This window comes from Taylorella equigenitalis ATCC 35865 (assembly GCF_000276685.1).
Classification (GTDB): domain Bacteria; phylum Pseudomonadota; class Gammaproteobacteria; order Burkholderiales; family Burkholderiaceae_B; genus Taylorella; species Taylorella equigenitalis.
Map to the genome: position 1 here is coordinate 1,332,625 of NC_018108.1, position 19,703 is coordinate 1,352,327.

Here is a 19,703-nt window from a genome sequence, read left to right on the forward strand (position 1 = left end):
GACATGAGGGTTAGCTTTTATTTATTCAAGATTAGCACAAATAGGAAAGTTATTAGTTAGTTCTTTAATTTTTTTCCTACGATAAAAGTTTCTGATGATTTATCTCTAGAAGCCTTAGGCTTTATCTCAACGACCCTAACAAAATTTTTCTTAAACAATTCAATAAGTTGCGAAAACCCACTTCCATGAAACGCCTTGACTATAAGTGCACCCTGGGGTTTTAAATGATTTGTAGCAAATTCAACAGCCAATTCCACAACATGCTGAATGCGAGCAGAATCTGCTGAACTTATACCAGATAAATTAGGTGCCATATCAGAAATCACTAAATCAACTTGCTGGAACCCCACCTTTTCTTCTAAGGCCTTAAGAATAGTTTCATCCCTAAAATCCCCCTGTATAAACTCTACACCCTCAATATGTTCCATGGGCAACAAATCTAGGGCAATGATTCTCCCGTCTATAACCCCATTTTTCAAAAGTCTTTCACGTGCTACTTGAGACCAACTCCCAGGCGAAGAGCCTAAGTCTACTATAATATCACCTCTATGCATAAGCTTCTCGGTATCCAATATTTCAATTAACTTAAAGGCTGCTCGAGCTCTATAACCCTTTTGTTGTGCTAATTTAACATACGGGTCGTTGATATGCTGATGTATCCAATTTTTTGAAAATTTGTTTTTAGCCATGAATATTGAAAATTCTAATCAAAAGCTTTCCTCCAAAGAAAGAAGCCTATTACGTTCAAATGCACACAATCTTAAACCTGTGGTCATGATTGGAGATAATGGTCTGACTGAAACAGTTATTAAAGAGATTGATCAAAACCTTAATTCACATGGATTAATCAAAATCAAAATTTCAGGTGACGATAAAGAGTATAGATTAAATATTGCCACAGAAATAAATCAAAAACTAGGTAGTGAATTAGTTTCACACTTAGGTAAAATAATAACGCTTTATAGACCAAACGAAGAATACAAATCGCTTCTTAAAAAAAGTAAACCTCGTCAAGCTAGCGAAAGACTTCCTAATGAAGAGTACACCCCTAAGAAACTAGCCGCAGTTGGAAAAAAATCACTTACAACTGTTTCTAAGGGAGGTAAAGCCAAATCCAAACCAGCATCTACAGCAGGAAAACCAGCACCTAAATCTGCTAAATCTAAAAGTGCTAAACCAAATACCTCTTCGTTGAAACCTAGTATCCCTAGAAAGAGAGGAAGCTCCCTAACCCTAAGAGCTGGCAGAAGGTCACGAGTTTAAATATAAACGAGTCTAGATATACTCAACTGATAAAATTTCGTACTCTTTTTCACCTGAAGGTACACTAATTTTAATAGTGTCGCCTTCATGCTTACCTATCAATCCACGTGCTACAGGGCTTGAAATTGAAATAGTATTTAGCTTGATATCAGCTTCGGCATCGCCCACAATTTGGTATTTAACTAGTTCACCACTATCTAAATCCTCAAGTTCAACGGTAGCACCGAAAACTATCTTATCCCCCGCTTCAAGAGTTGAAGGTTCAATAATTTGAGAGTTTGAAAGTACACCCTCAAGCTCTTTAATTCTTGCTTCAATAAACCCTTGTCTTTCACGTGCAGCATCATATTCTGCATTTTCGCTAAGATCACCTTGAGCTCTAGCTTCAGCGATAGCTTGAATCACAGCTGGGCGTTCAACTGTTTTTAATTTTTGTAATTCTTCAGTAAGTCTAATAGACCCTGCTTTAGTCAATGGAAGTGTAGACATAAACCCTCTTAGAAAAATTAAAAAGACGCCCTACAAATTAAGTAGAGCGTCTGTCTATAACTGCTTATTATATATAAGAAATTTCAAATTACAAGTTATGTATTAGGATTTTGAATGTTATTCCTATTTAAATTAAGAAGTGCATACAAGATAATAGCAGTAAATGTTGCCGTTCCAATTCCCTCTAACTTAAAGTCTCCAAATTCAAGTGTAAAATTTCCCGCCCCCATAATCAGAGTAACAGCAGCAACAATAAGATTTTTATTGTCAGAAAAATCTACGCGATTTATAACCCAAATTCTAGCCCCTGATATGGCAATAAGTCCAAATACAACCATAGACACACCACCTAGTACAGGACCTGGAATACTATTAATCAATGCACCAAATTTAGGTGAAAAGCCTAACAAAACTGCAAACCCAGCTGCTACCAAAAACAACAAGGTTGAATAAATTTTTGTAACAGCCATAACACCAATATTTTCAGCATAAGTAGTTACACCTGTACCACCAAGAGAGCCTGAAACCATAGTAGCAACACCGTCTCCCATAAATGCCCTACCGAGATATTTATCAAGATCCTGCCCAGTCATGGCACTAACTGCTCTGATATGACCCAGATTCTCTACAACTAATATCACGGCAACTGGCAATATGACGGTAATAGCTGAAAACTTGAACTCAGGTGCTGTAAGTTTGGGCAATCCAAGCCAAGGAGCATTATTTAATGCCGTAAAATCAATTGGTGTCCCAAACCCTAAAACGTTTGCCAGTAGGAAGTACACTAAATAAGAGCATACAAGACCAAGCAGTATTAAAAGCCTTTGAGCTGTACCCCTTGTGAATACGGCTACAATACCCACACTTACTACAGTAAGCATAGCCATCATAGAATCAAATGTACTACCAGAAGCCATTGCACTTTTAGCTGCTATAGGAGCTAAATTCAAACCAATTACCGCAACAATCGCTCCTGTTACTACCGGTGGCATTAGTTTATCTATCCAACGAGTTGCACTGCCATTTTTAGAGGCGTACATAACTAAAAGTCCAAATAATGCATAAATCAAGCCACACATAATGATGCCACCGAGAGCAACACCAATATTTGTATTTGGTCCAGAGCCCGCTACATAGCCCGTAACAGAGACAACTCCACCGATAAATGCAAAGCTTGATCCTAAATAACTTGGAACTCTACCCCCCACAAACAAGAAGAAAATAAGAGTTCCAAGTCCTGACATAAGTACAGCTAAATTTACGTCAAAACCCATAAGCAATGGAGCAAGCACGGTAGCACCAAACATTGCAACAACGTGCTGTGCCCCCATAAGTAATGACTGTACAGGGGGTAGATATTCATGAGGAGCCACTACTTGGCCTGGCTTAATTGAATTTACTTTTCTAAATTGTGGAAAATAAGACATTATGAATAAAAAATAGGAGGTAAACCCTCCTATTTTCAGATATTACTGCTTGGACTGCAAGTAATTTTGTAAGCCCATCTCATCTATTAGTCTTAGTTGTTGCTCTAACCAGTGAGCATGATCTTCTTCCGTATCCTGAAGCTGATCCACAAGAATATCACGTGATACGTAATCTCTTTCAGATTCGCAAAGTGCTATACCCTTTTTAAGGTCTTCACGAACTTTATACTCAAGAGTAAGATCGTTTTTCAACATACTAACTACGTCAGAACCCACATTGATTTTTTCTACTTGCATATTAGGAGTACCTTCAAGTAGAAGAACACGTCTAATCAATGCATCGGCATGTTGAGTTTCCTCTTCCATCTCGTGATTTAACCGCTCGTAAAGTTTTGTATAACCCCATTCGTCGTACATACGTGAATGTATGAAGTACTGATCACGGGCTCCAAGCTCACCAGAAATAAGTTGATTAAAGTAATCGATAACTAATTGGCTTCCTTTCATTAAAAGCTCCTAAAAAAAGATAATTCATTTTAGGGCTATTTAAAATAGATTCAATAATTAGACCCTATTTTGATTCATCTAGTAAATCTGAATTACTCTCAATTGCATTTTAGTTTGCGGATTTAGTTGATTCATGTATCGATTTGAGGGGATAAACTTGAATCCCTTTTCCTAAGCGTAAGTACTTAAGCCCCTCTACAGCAGCAGAAGCCTCTGCAATTGTGGTATAAGCAGTAACTCTGGCTCCAAGTGCATTAGTCCTTATTGAACGAGAATCGTTGATAGCATTTCTTTTCTCTTCTACAGTATTGATTACTAAATTCAACTCACCATTTTTAAGCATATCCACTATATGAGGTCGACCTTCAGTAACCTTATTAACTACTTGTACAGGTATGCCCGCCTCATATATTGCACTTGCAGTTCCACGAGTGGCACAAATTTTGAAACCAAGTTCAAGCAATCCTTTGGCAATAGGTATAAGTTTTGGTTTATCAGAATCTTTAACGCTAAGAAATACTAATCCTGCCTGAGGTAAATCTATACCCGCAGCAATTTGAGACTTAACAAAAGCTTCACCAAAAGTTTCTCCCACACCCATAACCTCACCAGTAGATTTCATTTCAGGACCTAGAATCGTATCTACCCCTGGAAATTTAGCAAAAGGGAAAACAGCTTCTTTTACACAATAAAAATTAGGGATCTTCTCTTCGGTGACTCCAAGCTCTTCAAGTGATTTGCCCGCCATAACCCGAGCTGCAATCTTAGCTACAGGAAGTCCTGTGGCTTTTGAGACAAATGGAACTGTACGAGAGGCCCTAGGATTAACTTCGAGCACGTAAACTTCATTTGACTGAATCGCAAATTGAACATTCATCAAACCTCGAACATTTAAGGCTTTAGCCATTAGCCGTGTTTGTCGTTTTATCTCATCCACTATTTCTTTTGATAAAGAATGAGGAGGAATGCTACATGCAGAATCACCCGAATGCACTCCAGCTTGCTCAATATGCTCCATAACACCTGCGATAAAAACTTCATTGCCATCGCAAATACAATCTACGTCCACTTCGATTGCATCGTTAAGGTATCTATCTAAAAGTACAGGTGAATCATTAGAAACTTTAACGGCAGCTGTCATATAACGCTCAAGGTCCATTTGATCGTGCACAATTTCCATAGCACGACCTCCTAACACATAGGATGGACGTACCACTAACGGATACCCAATTTCTTTTGCCAATGTAAGGGCCTCTTCTTCAGTGCGAGCAGTTCTGTTTGGAGGCTGTTTAAGATTTAATTTTTGAAGTAGCTTTTGAAAACGCTCCCGATCCTCAGCTATATCTATAGATTCAGGGCTAGTACCCAAAATTGGAACCCCATTAAGTTCCAAATCCCTTGCAAGTTTTAGGGGTGTCTGACCACCATACTGAACAATTACACCTACTGGCTTTTCAATATCAACAATCTCAAGCACATCCTCTAATGTAAGTGGCTCAAAGTACAATCGATCCGCCGTATCATAATCGGTGGACACTGTCTCTGGATTGCAATTAACCATAATCGTCTCATAGCCGTCTTGCTTTAATGAAAGAGCCGCATGCACGCAACAGTAGTCAAATTCAATACCTTGACCGATACGATTAGGACCGCCCCCTAAAACCATGATTTTCTGTTTTTGGGTTGGCAATGCCTCCGATTCCTCCTCATATGTAGAATACATATAAGCAGTTTTAGTATCAAATTCAGCTGCACATGTATCCACTCTTTTGTAGACAGGGCGTACACCTTGTTGAATTCTGATTTTACGAATTTCAGTTTCGGAAGTATCGAGCAAATAAGCAAGGCGCCTATCAGAGAACCCTTCACGCTTTAGCAATCTCATAACTTCAGCATCTATCTCACCCAAAGTCTTTTGCTCTAAAGCTAATTCGATATCTACAATTTCTTTAATTTGCTCCAAGAACCATAAGTCAATTTTAGTAAGCCTATGAACATCATCAATACTAAAACCGCGATCAAATGCATCGGCAACAAACCAAATTCTCTCAGGTCCAGGTTCAGCAAGTTCAACCTGCAATTTTTCTAAATCAACAGTTTTCAGATTTAGCCCATCAACACCCACCTCAAGACCACGAAGTGCTTTTTGAAAAGACTCTTTGAAAGTGCGACCTATAGCCATGACTTCGCCAACTGACTTCATCTGCGTAGTTAAACGAGAGTCAGCCTGTGGAAATTTTTCAAATGCAAATCTTGGAATTTTAGTAACCACATAGTCTAATGTGGGTTCAAATGATGCAGGTGTAGCACCTCCAGTGATTTCATTTAATAACTCATCTAGGGTATAACCGACAGCCAGTCTTGATGCCACTTTTGCAATAGGAAAACCAGTCGCCTTTGATGCTAGAGCAGATGAACGAGACACGCGTGGATTCATCTCGATAACTATCATGCGCCCATTTGCTGGATTAACTGCAAACTGAACATTTGACCCCCCAGTATCCACACCTATTTCACGCAATACTGCAATAGAGGCATTGCGCATAATTTGATATTCTTTATCAGTCAAAGTCTGTGCGGGGGCTACGGTTATAGAATCTCCAGTGTGCACTCCCATAGGATCAAGATTTTCAATAGAACAAATTATTATGCAGTTATCCGCTTTATCGCGCACAACTTCCATTTCAAATTCCTTCCATCCCAAAAGTGATTCTTCAATGAGAAGTTCATTTGTAGGCGAAGCTTCTAGACCACGCATACATATCGCTTCAAATTCCTCTGGGTTGTAGGCAATGCCACCGCCCGTACCACCTAAGGTAAAACTCGGTCTAATAACTACAGGAAATCCTGCAGTACCAATCTCTTCGGCAATACGTCTTTGTACATCCCATGCTTCATCCATGCTATGAGCAATACCTGATTTAGCAGACTCTAGACCAATAGAAGACATGGCTTCTTTGAACTTCATCCTGTCCTCTGCTTTTTCTATGGCATGAGCATTTGCTCCGATAAGTTCAACGCCATGCTTCTCGAGAACTCCTTGTTTAGCTAATTCTAGAGCACAGTTAAGGGCAGTTTGCCCTCCCATAGTCGGAAGAATGGCATCGGGTTTCTCAATCTCAATTACCTTTTCCAATGACTTCCATGTAATAGGCTCAATATATATAACGTCCGCTGTTTCTGGATCAGTCATAATGGTTGCAGGATTACTGTTGACTAGAATTGTACGGTAACCCTCAGCCTTTAGAGCTTTGCATGCTTGTGCTCCTGAATAGTCAAACTCACATGCTTGCCCAATTACAATAGGTCCTGCACCAATGATTAGTATGTTTTTAAGGTCTGTACGTTTAGGCATAGCTTTTATTTTGCCTCCATGAGGCGTATGAATTTATCAAAAAGTGGCATAGCATCGTGTGGTCCTGGGCTGGCTTCAGGGTGACCTTGAAAGCAAAATGCAGGTCTATCGGTTAGTTCAAACCCTTGCAAACTTCCATCAAACAACGACACATGTGTAACCCTTGCATTGGATGGCAATGTCTCAGCATCCACCGCAAAACCGTGATTTTGAGAAGTTATATAAACACTACCAGTCTCTACATCTTTAACTGGGTGATTTGCACCGTGGTGTCCAGCTTTCATCTTAATAGTTTTAGCTCCTAAAGCTAAACCCATAATTTGATGCCCAAGACAAATTCCAAATAAAGGAATTTTTTTATCTAATATAACTTTTGCAGTATCGATGGCATAACCAACTGCACTAGGGTCTCCAGGTCCATTTGCCAAGAAAACTCCATCTGGATTTAAACCTAAAACTTCTTGAGCGGTTGTAGTTGAAGGTACTAAGGTAATTTTGCACCCCCTCTCATGTAGTAACCGTAGAATGTTAAATTTGATACCGAAGTCATAGGCCACAACATGAAACCTAGTCTCACAATCAGAACTGTAGCCCCTTTTAAGACTCCATGCACCTTCAGTCCAATTAATCTTTTCTTTTACTGAAGCATCACTAGCCAAATCCTGACCAACCATACCAGGATAATTTTTAGCTAACTCAATGGCTTTTTGTTCATCATCACCTACTAAAATGCATGCGCCCTGGGCACCCTTATCTCTCAAAATTCTCGTAAGTTTGCGCGTATCTATTTCTGATATAGATACAATTCCATTTTCTTTTAGATATTCGGGAAGTGATTTTTGAGATCTGAATGAAGAAACAACTTTGGGGCAATTTCTAACTACAAGTCCAGATGCCCTAATAATATTCGATTCTATATCTTCAGAATTAATCCCAGTGTTTCCGATGTGAGGATAAGTAAGAGTGATAATCTGTTGAGAATAACTTGGATCAGTTAGGATTTCTTGATATCCAGTCATACTTGTATTAAATACAATTTCGCCTACAGTATGACCATCTACCCCAATTGAAATACCCTTAAAAACTGTACCGTCAGCAAGTGCAAGAATAGCACTAGGGTATTCTTTTGTACCCTTAGATAAAAGTGCGTGCAACATTGAGCGTTTCCGTAAATGAAATACTTATAATTATAACGATAGAGGCTATTTCTTTCTATCATTTAAAGCCCATGCGATAGTAGCCGCATCTACGTATTCAAGTTCACTACCACTAGGGACGCCTCGAGCAATCCGACTTGTTTGAATATCCAAATCTGAAAAAAGTGTTTTTATGAAATGAGCAGTTGTTTCACCTTCTGTTGTAAAGTTTGTGGCAATAATTACTTCTTTAATGCCTGATTCCTTTACTCTTTCAATTAAGTGCTCAAAATTAAGACCTTGAGCTCCTTTTGGGGACATAGGTGTAATTCTACCCATCAACACATAATAAAGCCCCCTATACCCATGACTTTCTTCAATTCTAATTAAATCTGCTGGCGTCTCAACGATGCATAAAGTTGTTAAATCTCGCTTATTAGATGAGCAGATATCACATATATCAGAACTTGAAAAGTTATTACATTTTGAACAATGCTTAAGTGTAATCAATGCAGATTTAATGTTATGTGCCAAATACTCGGCACCTTCCCTATCATTTTGAAGCATATGATAGGCAAGTCTTCTAGCAGTTCTTACACCAATACCTGGTAAACCAGAAATTGATTCAATAAGTGCTTGGAGTGGCTCTGGTTCCTGCGTCATCAATTTAGAAAGGTAATTTCATACCGCCAGGAAGCGACAAACCACCAGTTACTGCAGACATTTTTTCTTGAGAAGTTTCTTCAGCTTTACGATGGGCATCATTAAGAGCAGCAGCAATCAAATCCTCTAAAAATTCTTTATCTTCTTCTAGAACAGAATCATCAATAGAAACTCTTTTAACTTCATGATTGCAAGTCATCGAAACGGTAACCAAATTACCTCCAGCAACTCCTTCAACTAAAGTGTTACTAAGCTCATCTTGAGTTTGTTTCATCTTATCTTGCATCTGCTGAGCTTGCTTCATAAGTCCAGCAATTTTACCTTTCATCATAATTAATCCTCTGAATTTTTATGCGTTATTTTAACTGAATCGGGTATCAGTACAGCTTGGCAATGTTCTTTCAGTTTATTAATAAAATCATTTTTCTCAATCTTATCCATGACCACAGCCATTTTTGCATTGTGTTCCTCATCACGCTTTTGCTTAAGGGTGAAAGACACTTCTCCTAATTCAAACTCAACCGCAACAGCACGTCCAAAATAATCTGATAAAAACTTACTAAATTTCTTTTTAGTATTTTCCTGATTAGACTGTAATAACTCAGATTTTAGAAATATGGTATCGTCTTCAGTTTTTACATACTGTGAGTTAATTGCAATTTGTTGCACCAACCCCGTTTCTTTAAAAGTTTGTACAACCTCAATCCATGATTGAGCATTTAAATTAGAGAAAACTACTCTTTGATCAGGACTTTTTTTTTACCCTCTGACTGTTGCAGAGGAACTAGCGTATCTGGAGAAGCTAGTGAAATCATGCGCAAGCAAGCCATCATAAATCCAGAATACTCATCTGGAGAGTATCCCAATTCCTTTCTGCTATGTATTGCTATGCTATAGAAAAGCTGCAACAAGTCAGGATCTGCAACTTTAGATAGCTCTTGAATATCTTCAAATAGCAAATCATCTTCGCTTATAGTTTTAGGAATTCTCTGTTCAATTGCAATTTTAGAAATTAAAGAAGCCAAATCCTCAAGAGCTTGTGAAAATGAAAAACCTCTATTTGCTAGTTCATCTGTTACTTCTTTTAATCCAGTAGCATCAGCAGATAAGAGATTTTTTAAAAGTCGAGCTAAGAAAGTATGGTCTATAGAACCTAGCATCCCCCTTACTGAATCTAAGGTAATATTATTAGAAGAAAAAGCAATAGCTTGATCTGTTATAGACAAAGCATCTCTCATAGAACCAGAAGCTGCTTGGGCTAACAATTTTAAAGCTGATTTTTCGTATGAAACCGACTCTTTTTCTAAGATGTATTCTAAGTGAGAAACAATCTGTTCTGGAGACATGTTCTTCAAATTAAATTGAAGACATCTTGATACTACGGTAATAGGTATTTTTTGGGGATCTGTAGTAGCAAGTATAAATTTAACGTGCGGAGGGGGCTCTTCTAAAGTTTTAAGCATAGCATTAAATGCTGTGCCAGAAAGCATATGAACCTCATCTATAGTATAGACCTTAAATCTACCTACTGATGGAGCATAAATGGCTTGCTCAATCAATGCGGCCATGTCCTCTACCCCACGGTTTGAAGCAGCATCAAACTCCATATAATCTACAAATCTACCCTCATCAATTTGCGTACATGCACGACAAACACCGCAGGGTTTAGATGTGATTCCTGTTTCACAATTAAGTGATTTAGCAAGTATACGAGCTAAAGTAGTTTTACCTACTCCACGAGTACCAGTGAACAACCACGCATGATGAAGACGTTCCGTATCCAAAGCGTGTGTCAAGGCTTTAACAACATGATCCTGACCAACAAGACTTGAAAAAACCCTAGGTCGCCACTTGCGAGCAAGTACTAGATAGCTCATTGAAATTCCTAAAAAGAAGAGTGAGCCTGACTTCGGCACTGGATCTGCACAGCTGTGGCTGCTTCGTTCCCGACCTGACCAGATTCACTGCCGACCCATGCGAAGGGGCCCACCGAACAGAATTTTAACACAACGGTAACAATCAAAGATCAATGAATTCGCAGGTTTCTAATACGAGGAGTTTCTTAATAACAGGCTTATCATTAAATGATTGTAAATACTTAGCGTACATGTTTAATTGCGGTGTATATACTCTAATCATACGCCCAATAAAATCCTCATATTCTTCGTCTTCATGTTTTATATTAGTTTTGAAATCAACAAGCAACCAATGATCCCCGTTATCCACTACAACGTCGAACCTACGCTCAGTTGCCATTTCATCAAAAAGAGACCACTCTTGCATAGCATTCGCATTAGTTAACAACCACTTCACAGTATGATTATCATATGCTTTTAACAGCAACTTAATTACTCGAGTAGTTGCTCCTGTCAAGGCTACATTTGGAAGACCCAATGTATGCAAATGTTTTTGAACCAAACCACGTGCATTTTTTATTCTTTCAAAATCCCAACCTACTAATTTATCTCGACCCATTCTTTCAAGCCACATGTGAACTACATGACCTACACATGAAATATACTGATCGTCAAATTGCCATGTTTTACTTTCTCTTATTGCAAGGTTGGCAATAGAAGAACTATCAGCAGTTGGAACCTTAAACTCATCTATAGTTAATCGCTTAATAATAGATTTATCGATTAAAGTAGTAACTTTTTCATCTTGAATTTCTTCGGAAGGAACATAGTTTTTAGTAATTGAAAACTCATCTGTTTCTTGCAACCCTAGTTGACCTGCAATTGATCCTGCAGAAACTGTTTCATTTTTATTAGTGATATTTACAAACAAATGCAATTTTCTTTTGGCTCTAGTGCATGCAACATAAATCAGTCGCATGGTTTCGAATTCATCTCTTTCTTTATTTCTCTGGTTTATAAGATCAAACAAATCGTCTTTAACTCCAGTACCCTTATGACCTACAGAACTAACTAGAAAACTATTACCATAATTTTCAAATTCAATTAAATTTGCTTGATTATTAGGAGGTTTTCTATTTAGTCCAAAAAGAATTACTTCATCAAACTCCAATCCTTTTGCTGAATGCATAGTCATAATTTCAACTGCTGGACCAGAAACCACATCCTGAGCATAAAGTTTTTGAAGATTTCTTTCAAAACCCTCAATATCAATAGCTCCATAGGGTGACGATTTCTCAAGAAGCTCTATCACTCGTTTTATATTTGCCTGCTGAATCTCAGAACTATAAATTTTATTTGCACCTAAATCCTCCCAAACCATAGAAACAAATTGAGGAAAAGCCACTCTAGGATAATTCAGCGGATTTCTTAAAAGAATGTCACTAACATAAAACAACCTCATAAACTCATTTTCGTCGATTGATTTTTTAAAATTAGAGTCTTTTAAAACTTCACGTAATGCTGAAGCAGGAGATACATTTTTGCGTGATTCAAAAATTCTAGTTAAAGTTTTAAGAGTTAAACCACACATTGGTGATCGCAATATAGACATCCATGCGAGTCTGTCTCCTTTATGACTAAGAAGCCTAATAAGTTGAACTAAGTCCATTATTTCTTCAGTATCTCCTAGAGATACCATTTCTACAGCTTTAACACTGATACCAGCCGATACCAATTGCTCAACTAGATTTTCTAAATGACTTCTAGACTTAACTAAAATTCCAACTGGCTTTGATGAGTTTGGATGACTTTCTAATGCTTTTTTGGCAATGTTTACCGCATTTTCATAGCACCCTTTTGTATCTTTTAAGAAGCTGTGAATTTGGACGCAATCTTCACTTGAAGCATCTTTGAATGATTCTGAAGGGGTATAACTTATTGCACCCAAAACTGGATTATCTTTTAATGGAAATTTTTTAGAAAATTTGTTGTTTACCCAATCAATAATATTTTTGTTAGATCGAAAATTTACACTAAGGCTTAAAAACTCAAGCGGAATATCACCCACTACACCAATTTGATCTGATAAAGGTAATCCGATATTTCTTTTTGCTTTCTCAGCATAATCAATAAATATCCCAACTTCTGCCTGCCGAAACCTATAAATAGATTGCATCGGGTCGCCAACTAAGAATATAGTTCTACCATCCCCAACGGACCATCCTGATGTGATTTTTTCAAGAAGCTGCTTTTGATTGAAATTTGTATCTTGAAATTCATCAATCAAAATATGATGCAAATCATTATCAATTTTTAAAAGCAAATCTGACGGGTCATCTGCTTCACCTAATGCTGTTAATGCTCTAATAGAAGACTCATTAAAATCAATAATTGAATAGTTTGAGAAAACTTCATTTAATTTTTCTAAAGCAAGCCCCAATGTCGCATAGAAGATTTCTAAGTTTTGAGCTAGGCTATTAAATTGATCAGGTAATAAACATATTTTTTTAAGAGCATCTTCTAATTTGTGATCTTCTTCATGTCTTTTTAAAAAATCTTTAAAGCCCTCAATTCCAACATCTTCAGGAGTAATACGCGGTAGGTTTTGTATTTTCTTTCTAACAGTTCCAGGACTCTTTGTAAGCACCTCAGCCCTAACTATTTTCCAAAAAGGGACATATTCAATTTCAAAACCTGGACAAAAACTTGGATTATCTATATCTAAAAATCCCTTGTGCCATGCAAGATCATCAAAATATTTACTTTTAATAATTGGCCATAAGTCATTTTTAACTTCCACACTATCTAAAGTCTCTTTTAGTTCATTCAAATACTCCTTAGATATGCTCTCGTATGATTGATTAAACAACTCTTGGGATGGAACATTGCGTTTAATTAAATCCTGCCAATTCAAACGCTTATGTAGCATTTGAATCATTAACCGTCTGAATCCATCAAAATCCATATCTAGATGATCTAACACCTGTCGTAAAAAAGGGTGATCATCATATTCTTCAATCATCAAATCAACAGCTTCATGAAATAATGACTCAGCATTTTCTGTAAATTCAACACCTGCACCTACACCTGATATCAATGGAGTGTTAGAAATTAAATTCTTAGTAAAAGAATCTATGGTCCTAATCCTAAACCTATCTAAATTTTCAAGAATTTTCCAATTCTTTTCTTTGTCTCTTTGAATAACTTTATTAGCTAATTCCCATGAGAGCTTTTCAAATTCAGACTCAGGTTCTGGATTGGAATGATTCAAAAGCTTTTCATAAACTCTATCGAGCATTTCTGAGGCTGCTTTTTTAGTAAAAGTAATAGCAAGAATTTGCTCTGGCTTCTCTACCACACATAAAAGAGAAAGAATTCTGGTGGAAAGTATCTCTGTCTTTCCTGACCCAGCTGGAGCTTGAACTATATAAGATTTGCTTGAATCTAAAGCCAAATCACGTTGTTTCTGATCGGCAGCAATTTTTTTATTCATATTTAGCCTCTTCATCGTTAGATTCAAAAATTCTTAAAAAAGGTTTAATCTCACAATATTTCATATCTTCTTTGTCAATGTATACGTTTGGAGATATACCGTCCTTAATCTCATCTAACAAATCATTTATTTTGGACTTCCAAGTCTTAAGCAAATCCCACCAATCCGCCTCTGTAAATTTAAAAACATCATGATTTAATTCGTCATTAAAATATGATTGGACATCATCAACAAAACCCACATAGGTTTTAAGAACTGACCCTTGTGCCAATTTCCCTTGATGTAAAAATACATTGCTTACACCTATCAAATTTTCCGATATCTCTTCCTCAATTGAGCATGCGTAAAATGGCAATTGACATTTTTTGAGCCTATCTCTATCAATCCAATACTTCTTCATACTGGTTGAAGTGAGTGGCTTTCCAGTTTTGTAATCGATAATAAAATACTTATCACCTACTCGATCTACCCTATCAACTTTAAAATTGATATCCATATATTCTTTCGTATATATTTCATTCTTTTCAACATGAACAACTTCAAAAGGCGATCGTGAACTTATCTCTTGTTGAATAAAATACACCATAACCGCTTTAGCTGCGGATTTAATGGCATTTTGCATATTTACAGATTCAATGTGTGCCAATACTTCATTAGCTGATTGATCGATAATCAGATCAAGTTCTAAACTCAAATCCTCTATTTTCGTGACGGACGATGAACTTCTATACTTTTTATAAAATAACTCTAAAATTTTGTGATAAAAATCTCCCTTAATTGATGCGTTGTAATCATCTTTTGGATAAGGTCGTAATTCATCAACATTCAGACGATATTTTGCATAATTCCAAAGAGGATTGATTGACTGCAACTCAATCATATGAGCCCCTCCTCTTTTAATTTCATCCTCAAAGGTAAGACCATCTCTATCATCTAAAGTCTGCATAATAGCTTTATCTCTTTTTGGGATGGCAATAGGTTTTAAAACCTCCATTTTTTCCATATAAGGTATCAAAAAGGAGCTAGGATAAATCTTTCTATTTTCCTCTAAATCTGAATAACTAAGAATTACATCATTTGAAGTGTGCAAAATCCCGTTAAAAATCTGCTCCGAAAGTTCCCAAGTGCTATTCCAGGTTGTTAAATCAACTCCTGCATTAATCTGAGAAAGCAATGGAATTAGAGGATTGTATGAAGGTGATGGTGGCAATGTATTACTTTGCAAGCCACAAACCCATACATGGTCCCATCTACCACCTTCGACTTCGTAAAGTCCCATGATATCAAGCTTAGAATCAGCTTCCCTTTGTACTTGGAACATAGTGTTAGACAGCAATTTTTTAAATAGATCTACAGCTTCGTATACATCTATTTTTGGAAGCATCTGATGCATAGAACTTAGGGTTTTAAGAACATTGTCTAAGGCTGTGCAAAGCTGATAATTGGTGCTATTTTGAGGTGCATCTGCTGGAAATTCAAACTCTGTAAGAGTGATCCTAAACGCATCAGCCCAATGACTTATATCCTTTTGCCCAGCATTAATCCAGTCATCATTTTCATTAAAAAGAGTCTCGGTTTTTTTGTGAATATGTTTATACATCAATTCACTTAATTGTTTATGAGATATAAATTTACCTTTACGTTTTCTAAGCAAATAATCTAAATGTGCCAGTGTCTCACGTTCAGACTCGGAAAAACCAAATTCGGCGTTTAAGAAAGCATTGCCAACTAATTGAAGTGGAATTTTTTGTTTATGAAAGTTAAGAATCAACTCAAACCAACATATTACTGAGCGAATTAAACTCCATTCATCTAAGTTGCGACCCAATGAGATATGCCAGTGTTTTTGATTTGCAAGTTCACGTTCAATTAATAGCAAATTATTTTGAAGATTAGGAACTACAATAGCCAATCTTTTGTTTGGATTAGAAGCCATTAAATGAGAAGCCCAGTCAATCGCATACTTAAGCTCAGTCTCTATACTATCAGCACTGAATAATGAAATATTTTGAGCACGTGGTCTTTTGGTATATAACACATGAATTTCTGACCCTTTGTCTCGACATAAAGTTAAGAATTTTTTCATGTAGGGTGTGATTTTATAAAAGCCGTGAAGGATTATATGTTTCGGCGATTTGAGTATCCCACCTCTAATAGAATCCAAAACTAAATCTTCTAAATTTACGGAATCACATAAATTTTTATTATTTATAACTTTTAGATATCGTTCATGCCACTTAGTGAAAATCTCATACTCAGGAGTTTTTTCTACTGGTCTAACTTTTATAGAATAATCATGAATTAATTTATGTGCTTTCATTGCCAACCTTGTGGCTTTTGATTCTGAAAGCATAGGCAATACGAATTTCTCTTCCTCCGATTGTTTTTGAATTTGAGAGGTCAAATTATTCGAATCTATAAGATCGTTAATCAGTTTCTGAGCAATTGACAGGTCGGAATTATTTGCCCTATTTTTAAAATTGGAACGATTTGTAGCTACACCTTTGGAAGGCTTATCTAAAACTTTACTCCAATAAAAACTCTCTGCAATATCATTTAACACAACCGGCATATTTGGGAATTCAAACTGCAAATCAAGAAGGTAATTCTTAATCCACCTTTTAAAGGTAAAAGTACTTGGCAGTTCAAATATTTTTTTATTATGATCATCTTTTTTATGTTGATCGATCAATTGCCTACGTACGTCAAACGTAAGCCTATTACTAGCAGCCAAGATTAAGGTTTCTTTAGGATTAAGTTTATTGAGTTCTTCTAAGGTACATGATTGAATTTCTGATAGTGGCATAGGTCACCAATTTGCAAGATGTTTCATTAATTATAGTCTGCTAAAATTTATAAAATTTTTATTAATTTAATATGAATAACGAGCAGCTTAAACATCTGAGAGCTTGTGCAAAACAATTAGAGAAATCAAAAAATTGGGAAAATCTTATTAAATTTATCTCAAACGTAAATCCGAAAGATCTAATTAGTATTTGTGATGAATTGCTTGCACTTAGAGCAGGAAACCTTAAGACACCTAGCATTTCAGCTTCAAAAGCTGCACTAGAAGAAGTTTTACAAAGCGAGGTAGATATTCCATCATGTGACAAAATCAAAGATGGATATGCAATTAGGTACTCTGGCTCTACTTTTAATCCAGACCTTCCTGGCCCAAAGGATGGATTTATTTGGTCTGCACAAGAAGAATTTATGTTTAATTTACGTAATTCTGGTGAGGAAGAGGTAAATAAATTTCTTAAGGATCTTCAGGCTAAAGCGGCAATACCAACTTGGGACTTATCTGTTGAACTAGGAAATCGAGAAAGTCATAAGGGCACTATCATATTCAGATACACACGATTAACAGAAAATACTCAACTGAGTATCTTTTAGGATTAACTTATGCACCCATTAGTAGAAAAGACATTTATCTTAGGTGTGATTACATTTTTAGTATACGGTTGTGCCTTGGCTAATGGCTATTCTGTTGCCTATGTACTCCTTATATTAGCTAGTCTAGCCACTTTTTATAAATCAAAAAAACTTAATAGCTATTACAAAATGTCTGCATGGGATTGGGCACTGTTTATCAGTATGACCGCCATGGTTTTGATTTCATTCGCTGTCAGTTTATATTATGGTGAATCTGGTAGATATTTTGATCGCCCAAGCAAAATTTTGATTGGTTTACTGTTCGTATACTGTCTTAGATTTGTAGAAATTAAAAGATGGCTTTTTATATTGTGCATTCAATGTGGTGCTATCGTTTTTGGTGTATTTGCCATACAAGATGTCTTTTTCTTCAATTTAGAAAGAGCTCAAGGGGGTATGCTTGAAATCCATTTCGGAAATTTTGCCTTAGTTTGGGGCTTAGGATCGCTACTGTCCCTATTTCACCTGCACGGTTTAAAAAATAAGAAAATTTTTATCGGGTTAGGGATTTTAGGTTTTGTTATGGGAATTTTCGCATCTATACTTTCTGGCTCTCGAGGAGGATGGATATATGTTCCCATGGGTTTTGTACTTGTTTCTCTTTTTACTTTTAAATCTCTAAAGCATTCACTATTACTTATATTTTCTTCCTTTGTTTTTGTAGTTGTTGCTGCATTCTCAGCCTATCACTACTCACCTGCAATCAAGGAAAGGGTGGATATGACCTATGAAACCTTATTTAAAGATTTATCAGAAATTAAAGTTTTGGATACTTCCATTACTGCTAGATTTGAAATGTGGTATTTAGCTTCTGAGATGATAAAAGTACATCCCATTATCGGATGGGGCGATGTTCAATATTTAAAATTTATGAAATGGGGCTTCTTAGATGGCCATATTTCTCAGAAGGTTTACAAACATAGACACCCACATAATGAATACTTAAATGAATTCGTTAAGAGAGGTATTTTTGGTTTTCTTGCACTTATTTCCTTGTATTTAATCAGCTTTGCATACTTTTTTAAAAACGCCCGTTCAAACTATTCTTCTGAAGTAAAACTACCGGCTGGTATAGGTGCGATATTTGTAAGTGGTTATATGGTATTTGGTTTAACTCAAGCTGTGTTCAGCCACAATGAGGGAACTATGTATTGGATTTTAGGGGTTGGAATTTTCTGGGCACTTACCAGGTATGCAGAAAACTCCCACAAATCATCCGAACTTATACCCACTCACAGTGACGCCACCCATAGCTGATTGCTCAAAATAGTTTAATTGAGCTTCATCTGAGCCAGCTGCTCCTACAGCGACCATCATAGGTATTAAATGGTCCTCAAAGGGATGACAGGTCCTTGCACTAGGAGCCATCTCCCAGTTGATTAAAGCTTGTTTTCTATATTCATATGGTTTATCAATAAGAGAATCCTGAAGCCATGCATCAAACTCCTCTGATGGCTGAGAACCCTCTGGATTAAACATACGCATATTATGAAATGTAAGTCCACTTGCTAATATAAGTACACCCTCACCTCTAAGAGGTTTTAGTGCTTCTCCTAAATGAATGTGATAGTAAGGATCAAATGAAGCCTCTATAGACACTTGAACAACTGGAATCTCCGCTTCAGGGAAAGCCACTGCCAATGGAACAAATGCCCCATGATCAAAACCTCTATTTGAATCAAAGGAAGTTTCAAAACCATATGACTTTAAATGTGAACTTAATGTTTTTGCAAATTGTGGATGACCAGGTGCTCCATAATGTACGGAATAGGTATATGGAGGGAATCCATAATAATCGTACAACATACCTGGACGGGGATTATTCATAATACCCAACCCGCCCTCTGTAATCCAGTGAGCTGATATCATTAAAATAACTTTGGGTTGGAATTCAAGCAATGAAGGAATTTTTTGCAATGAACTTCTAAGTTTAGAATACGACTGCTCCCATTGCTGGATCCATGGCCAAGGACCACCACCATGTGAGATAAAAAATACTGGTTGCATGATTATTATGTGGATTATGTTAAAGCGTATATTATAAATGGTTAACTAATTTCAATTCACTTTTGATAATCA

Annotated in this window: 15 protein-coding genes, 1 other RNA gene and 1 pseudogene; 3 read left to right on the plus strand and 14 right to left on the minus strand. The window is 36.7% G+C overall.

Annotation, left to right across the window (positions count from 1 at the left end; genetic code table 11):
* Positions 1–56: 56 nt before the first annotated feature.
* Positions 57–689: an RlmE family RNA methyltransferase gene (locus tag KUI_RS06105; protein WP_014840533.1), complete on the minus strand. Its 633-nt coding sequence runs from the start codon at positions 687–689 to the stop codon at positions 57–59.
* Here KUI_RS06105 and yhbY point away from each other — a divergent pair.
* Positions 688–1,263 carry a ribosome assembly RNA-binding protein YhbY gene (gene yhbY / locus KUI_RS06110; RefSeq protein WP_013521423.1) on the plus strand — a complete coding sequence of 192 codons (576 nt, stop codon included), beginning with the start codon at positions 688–690 and terminating at the stop codon, positions 1,261–1,263. The genes KUI_RS06105 and yhbY overlap by 2 nt on opposite strands.
* 12 nt (positions 1,264–1,275) lie before the next feature.
* On the opposite strand, the gene greA is transcribed toward yhbY, so the two are convergent.
* The 12 genes and pseudogenes from greA to KUI_RS06165 all read right to left on the minus strand — a co-directional run bounded on the left by greA (position 1,276) and on the right by KUI_RS06165 (position 16,995).
* A complete protein-coding gene (gene greA, locus KUI_RS06115) occupies positions 1,276–1,752 on the minus strand; it encodes a transcription elongation factor GreA (RefSeq protein ID WP_013521424.1) in 477 nt (158 codons plus the stop codon).
* A gap of 95 nt (positions 1,753–1,847) precedes the next feature.
* On the minus strand, positions 1,848–3,179 hold the full coding sequence (locus KUI_RS06120) for a solute carrier family 23 protein (protein ID WP_014840534.1): 1,332 nt from the start codon (positions 3,177–3,179) through the stop codon (positions 1,848–1,850).
* Between the two features lie 42 nt (positions 3,180–3,221).
* Entirely contained in the window at positions 3,222–3,686 is a 465-nt protein-coding gene (bfr, locus tag KUI_RS06125; protein ID WP_013521426.1) for a bacterioferritin, read from the minus strand.
* A gap of 109 nt (positions 3,687–3,795) precedes the next feature.
* A complete protein-coding gene (gene carB / locus KUI_RS06130; protein WP_013521427.1) occupies positions 3,796–7,041 on the minus strand; it encodes a carbamoyl-phosphate synthase large subunit in 3,246 nt (1,081 codons plus the stop codon).
* Between the two features lie 5 nt (positions 7,042–7,046).
* Positions 7,047–8,198: a glutamine-hydrolyzing carbamoyl-phosphate synthase small subunit gene (gene carA / locus KUI_RS06135; RefSeq protein WP_013521428.1), complete on the minus strand. Its 1,152-nt coding sequence runs from the start codon at positions 8,196–8,198 to the stop codon at positions 7,047–7,049.
* Positions 8,199–8,243: 45 nt separating this feature from the next.
* Positions 8,244–8,840, minus strand: coding sequence for a recombination mediator RecR (recR, locus tag KUI_RS06140; RefSeq protein ID WP_013521429.1), 597 nt, complete (start codon positions 8,838–8,840; stop codon positions 8,244–8,246).
* A gap of 4 nt (positions 8,841–8,844) precedes the next feature.
* The gene (locus KUI_RS06145) at positions 8,845–9,171 is read right to left on the minus strand and encodes a YbaB/EbfC family nucleoid-associated protein (RefSeq protein WP_013521430.1); all 327 of its coding nucleotides are present in this window, start codon (positions 9,169–9,171) and stop codon (positions 8,845–8,847) included.
* 2 nt (positions 9,172–9,173) lie between these two features.
* On the minus strand, positions 9,174–9,545 hold the full coding sequence (locus tag KUI_RS08330) for a DNA polymerase III subunit gamma/tau C-terminal domain-containing protein (protein WP_081447331.1): 372 nt from the start codon (positions 9,543–9,545) through the stop codon (positions 9,174–9,176).
* Between the two features lie 59 nt (positions 9,546–9,604).
* Positions 9,605–10,717: pseudogene (dnaX, locus tag KUI_RS06155) on the minus strand (DNA polymerase III subunit gamma/tau); the annotation flags it as partial.
* Positions 10,718–10,733: 16 nt separating this feature from the next.
* An RNA gene (ffs, locus tag KUI_RS08170) (signal recognition particle sRNA small type) lies at positions 10,734–10,831 on the minus strand.
* A 28-nt stretch (positions 10,832–10,859) separates the two neighbouring features.
* Entirely contained in the window at positions 10,860–14,189 is a 3,330-nt protein-coding gene (locus KUI_RS06160; RefSeq protein WP_013521433.1) for a UvrD-helicase domain-containing protein, read from the minus strand.
* Entirely contained in the window at positions 14,182–16,995 is a 2,814-nt protein-coding gene (locus KUI_RS06165) for a PD-(D/E)XK nuclease family protein (protein WP_014840536.1), read from the minus strand. Before KUI_RS06165 ends, KUI_RS06160 begins: the two co-directional genes overlap by 8 nt.
* Before the next feature lie 71 nt (positions 16,996–17,066).
* On the opposite strand from KUI_RS06165, the gene KUI_RS06170 reads away from it, so the two are divergent.
* On the plus strand, positions 17,067–17,585 hold the full coding sequence (locus KUI_RS06170; RefSeq protein ID WP_014840537.1) for a hypothetical protein: 519 nt from the start codon (positions 17,067–17,069) through the stop codon (positions 17,583–17,585).
* A 9-nt stretch (positions 17,586–17,594) separates the two neighbouring features.
* Positions 17,595–18,881, plus strand: a complete 1,287-nt coding sequence (locus KUI_RS06175) for an O-antigen ligase family protein (protein WP_013521436.1) — start codon at positions 17,595–17,597, stop codon at positions 18,879–18,881.
* Here KUI_RS06175 and KUI_RS06180 read toward each other — a convergent pair.
* Positions 18,837–19,631 carry a dioxygenase family protein gene (locus tag KUI_RS06180; RefSeq protein ID WP_014840538.1) on the minus strand — a complete coding sequence of 265 codons (795 nt, stop codon included), beginning with the start codon at positions 19,629–19,631 and terminating at the stop codon, positions 18,837–18,839. The genes KUI_RS06175 and KUI_RS06180 overlap by 45 nt on opposite strands.
* Positions 19,632–19,703: the final 72 nt, after the last annotated feature.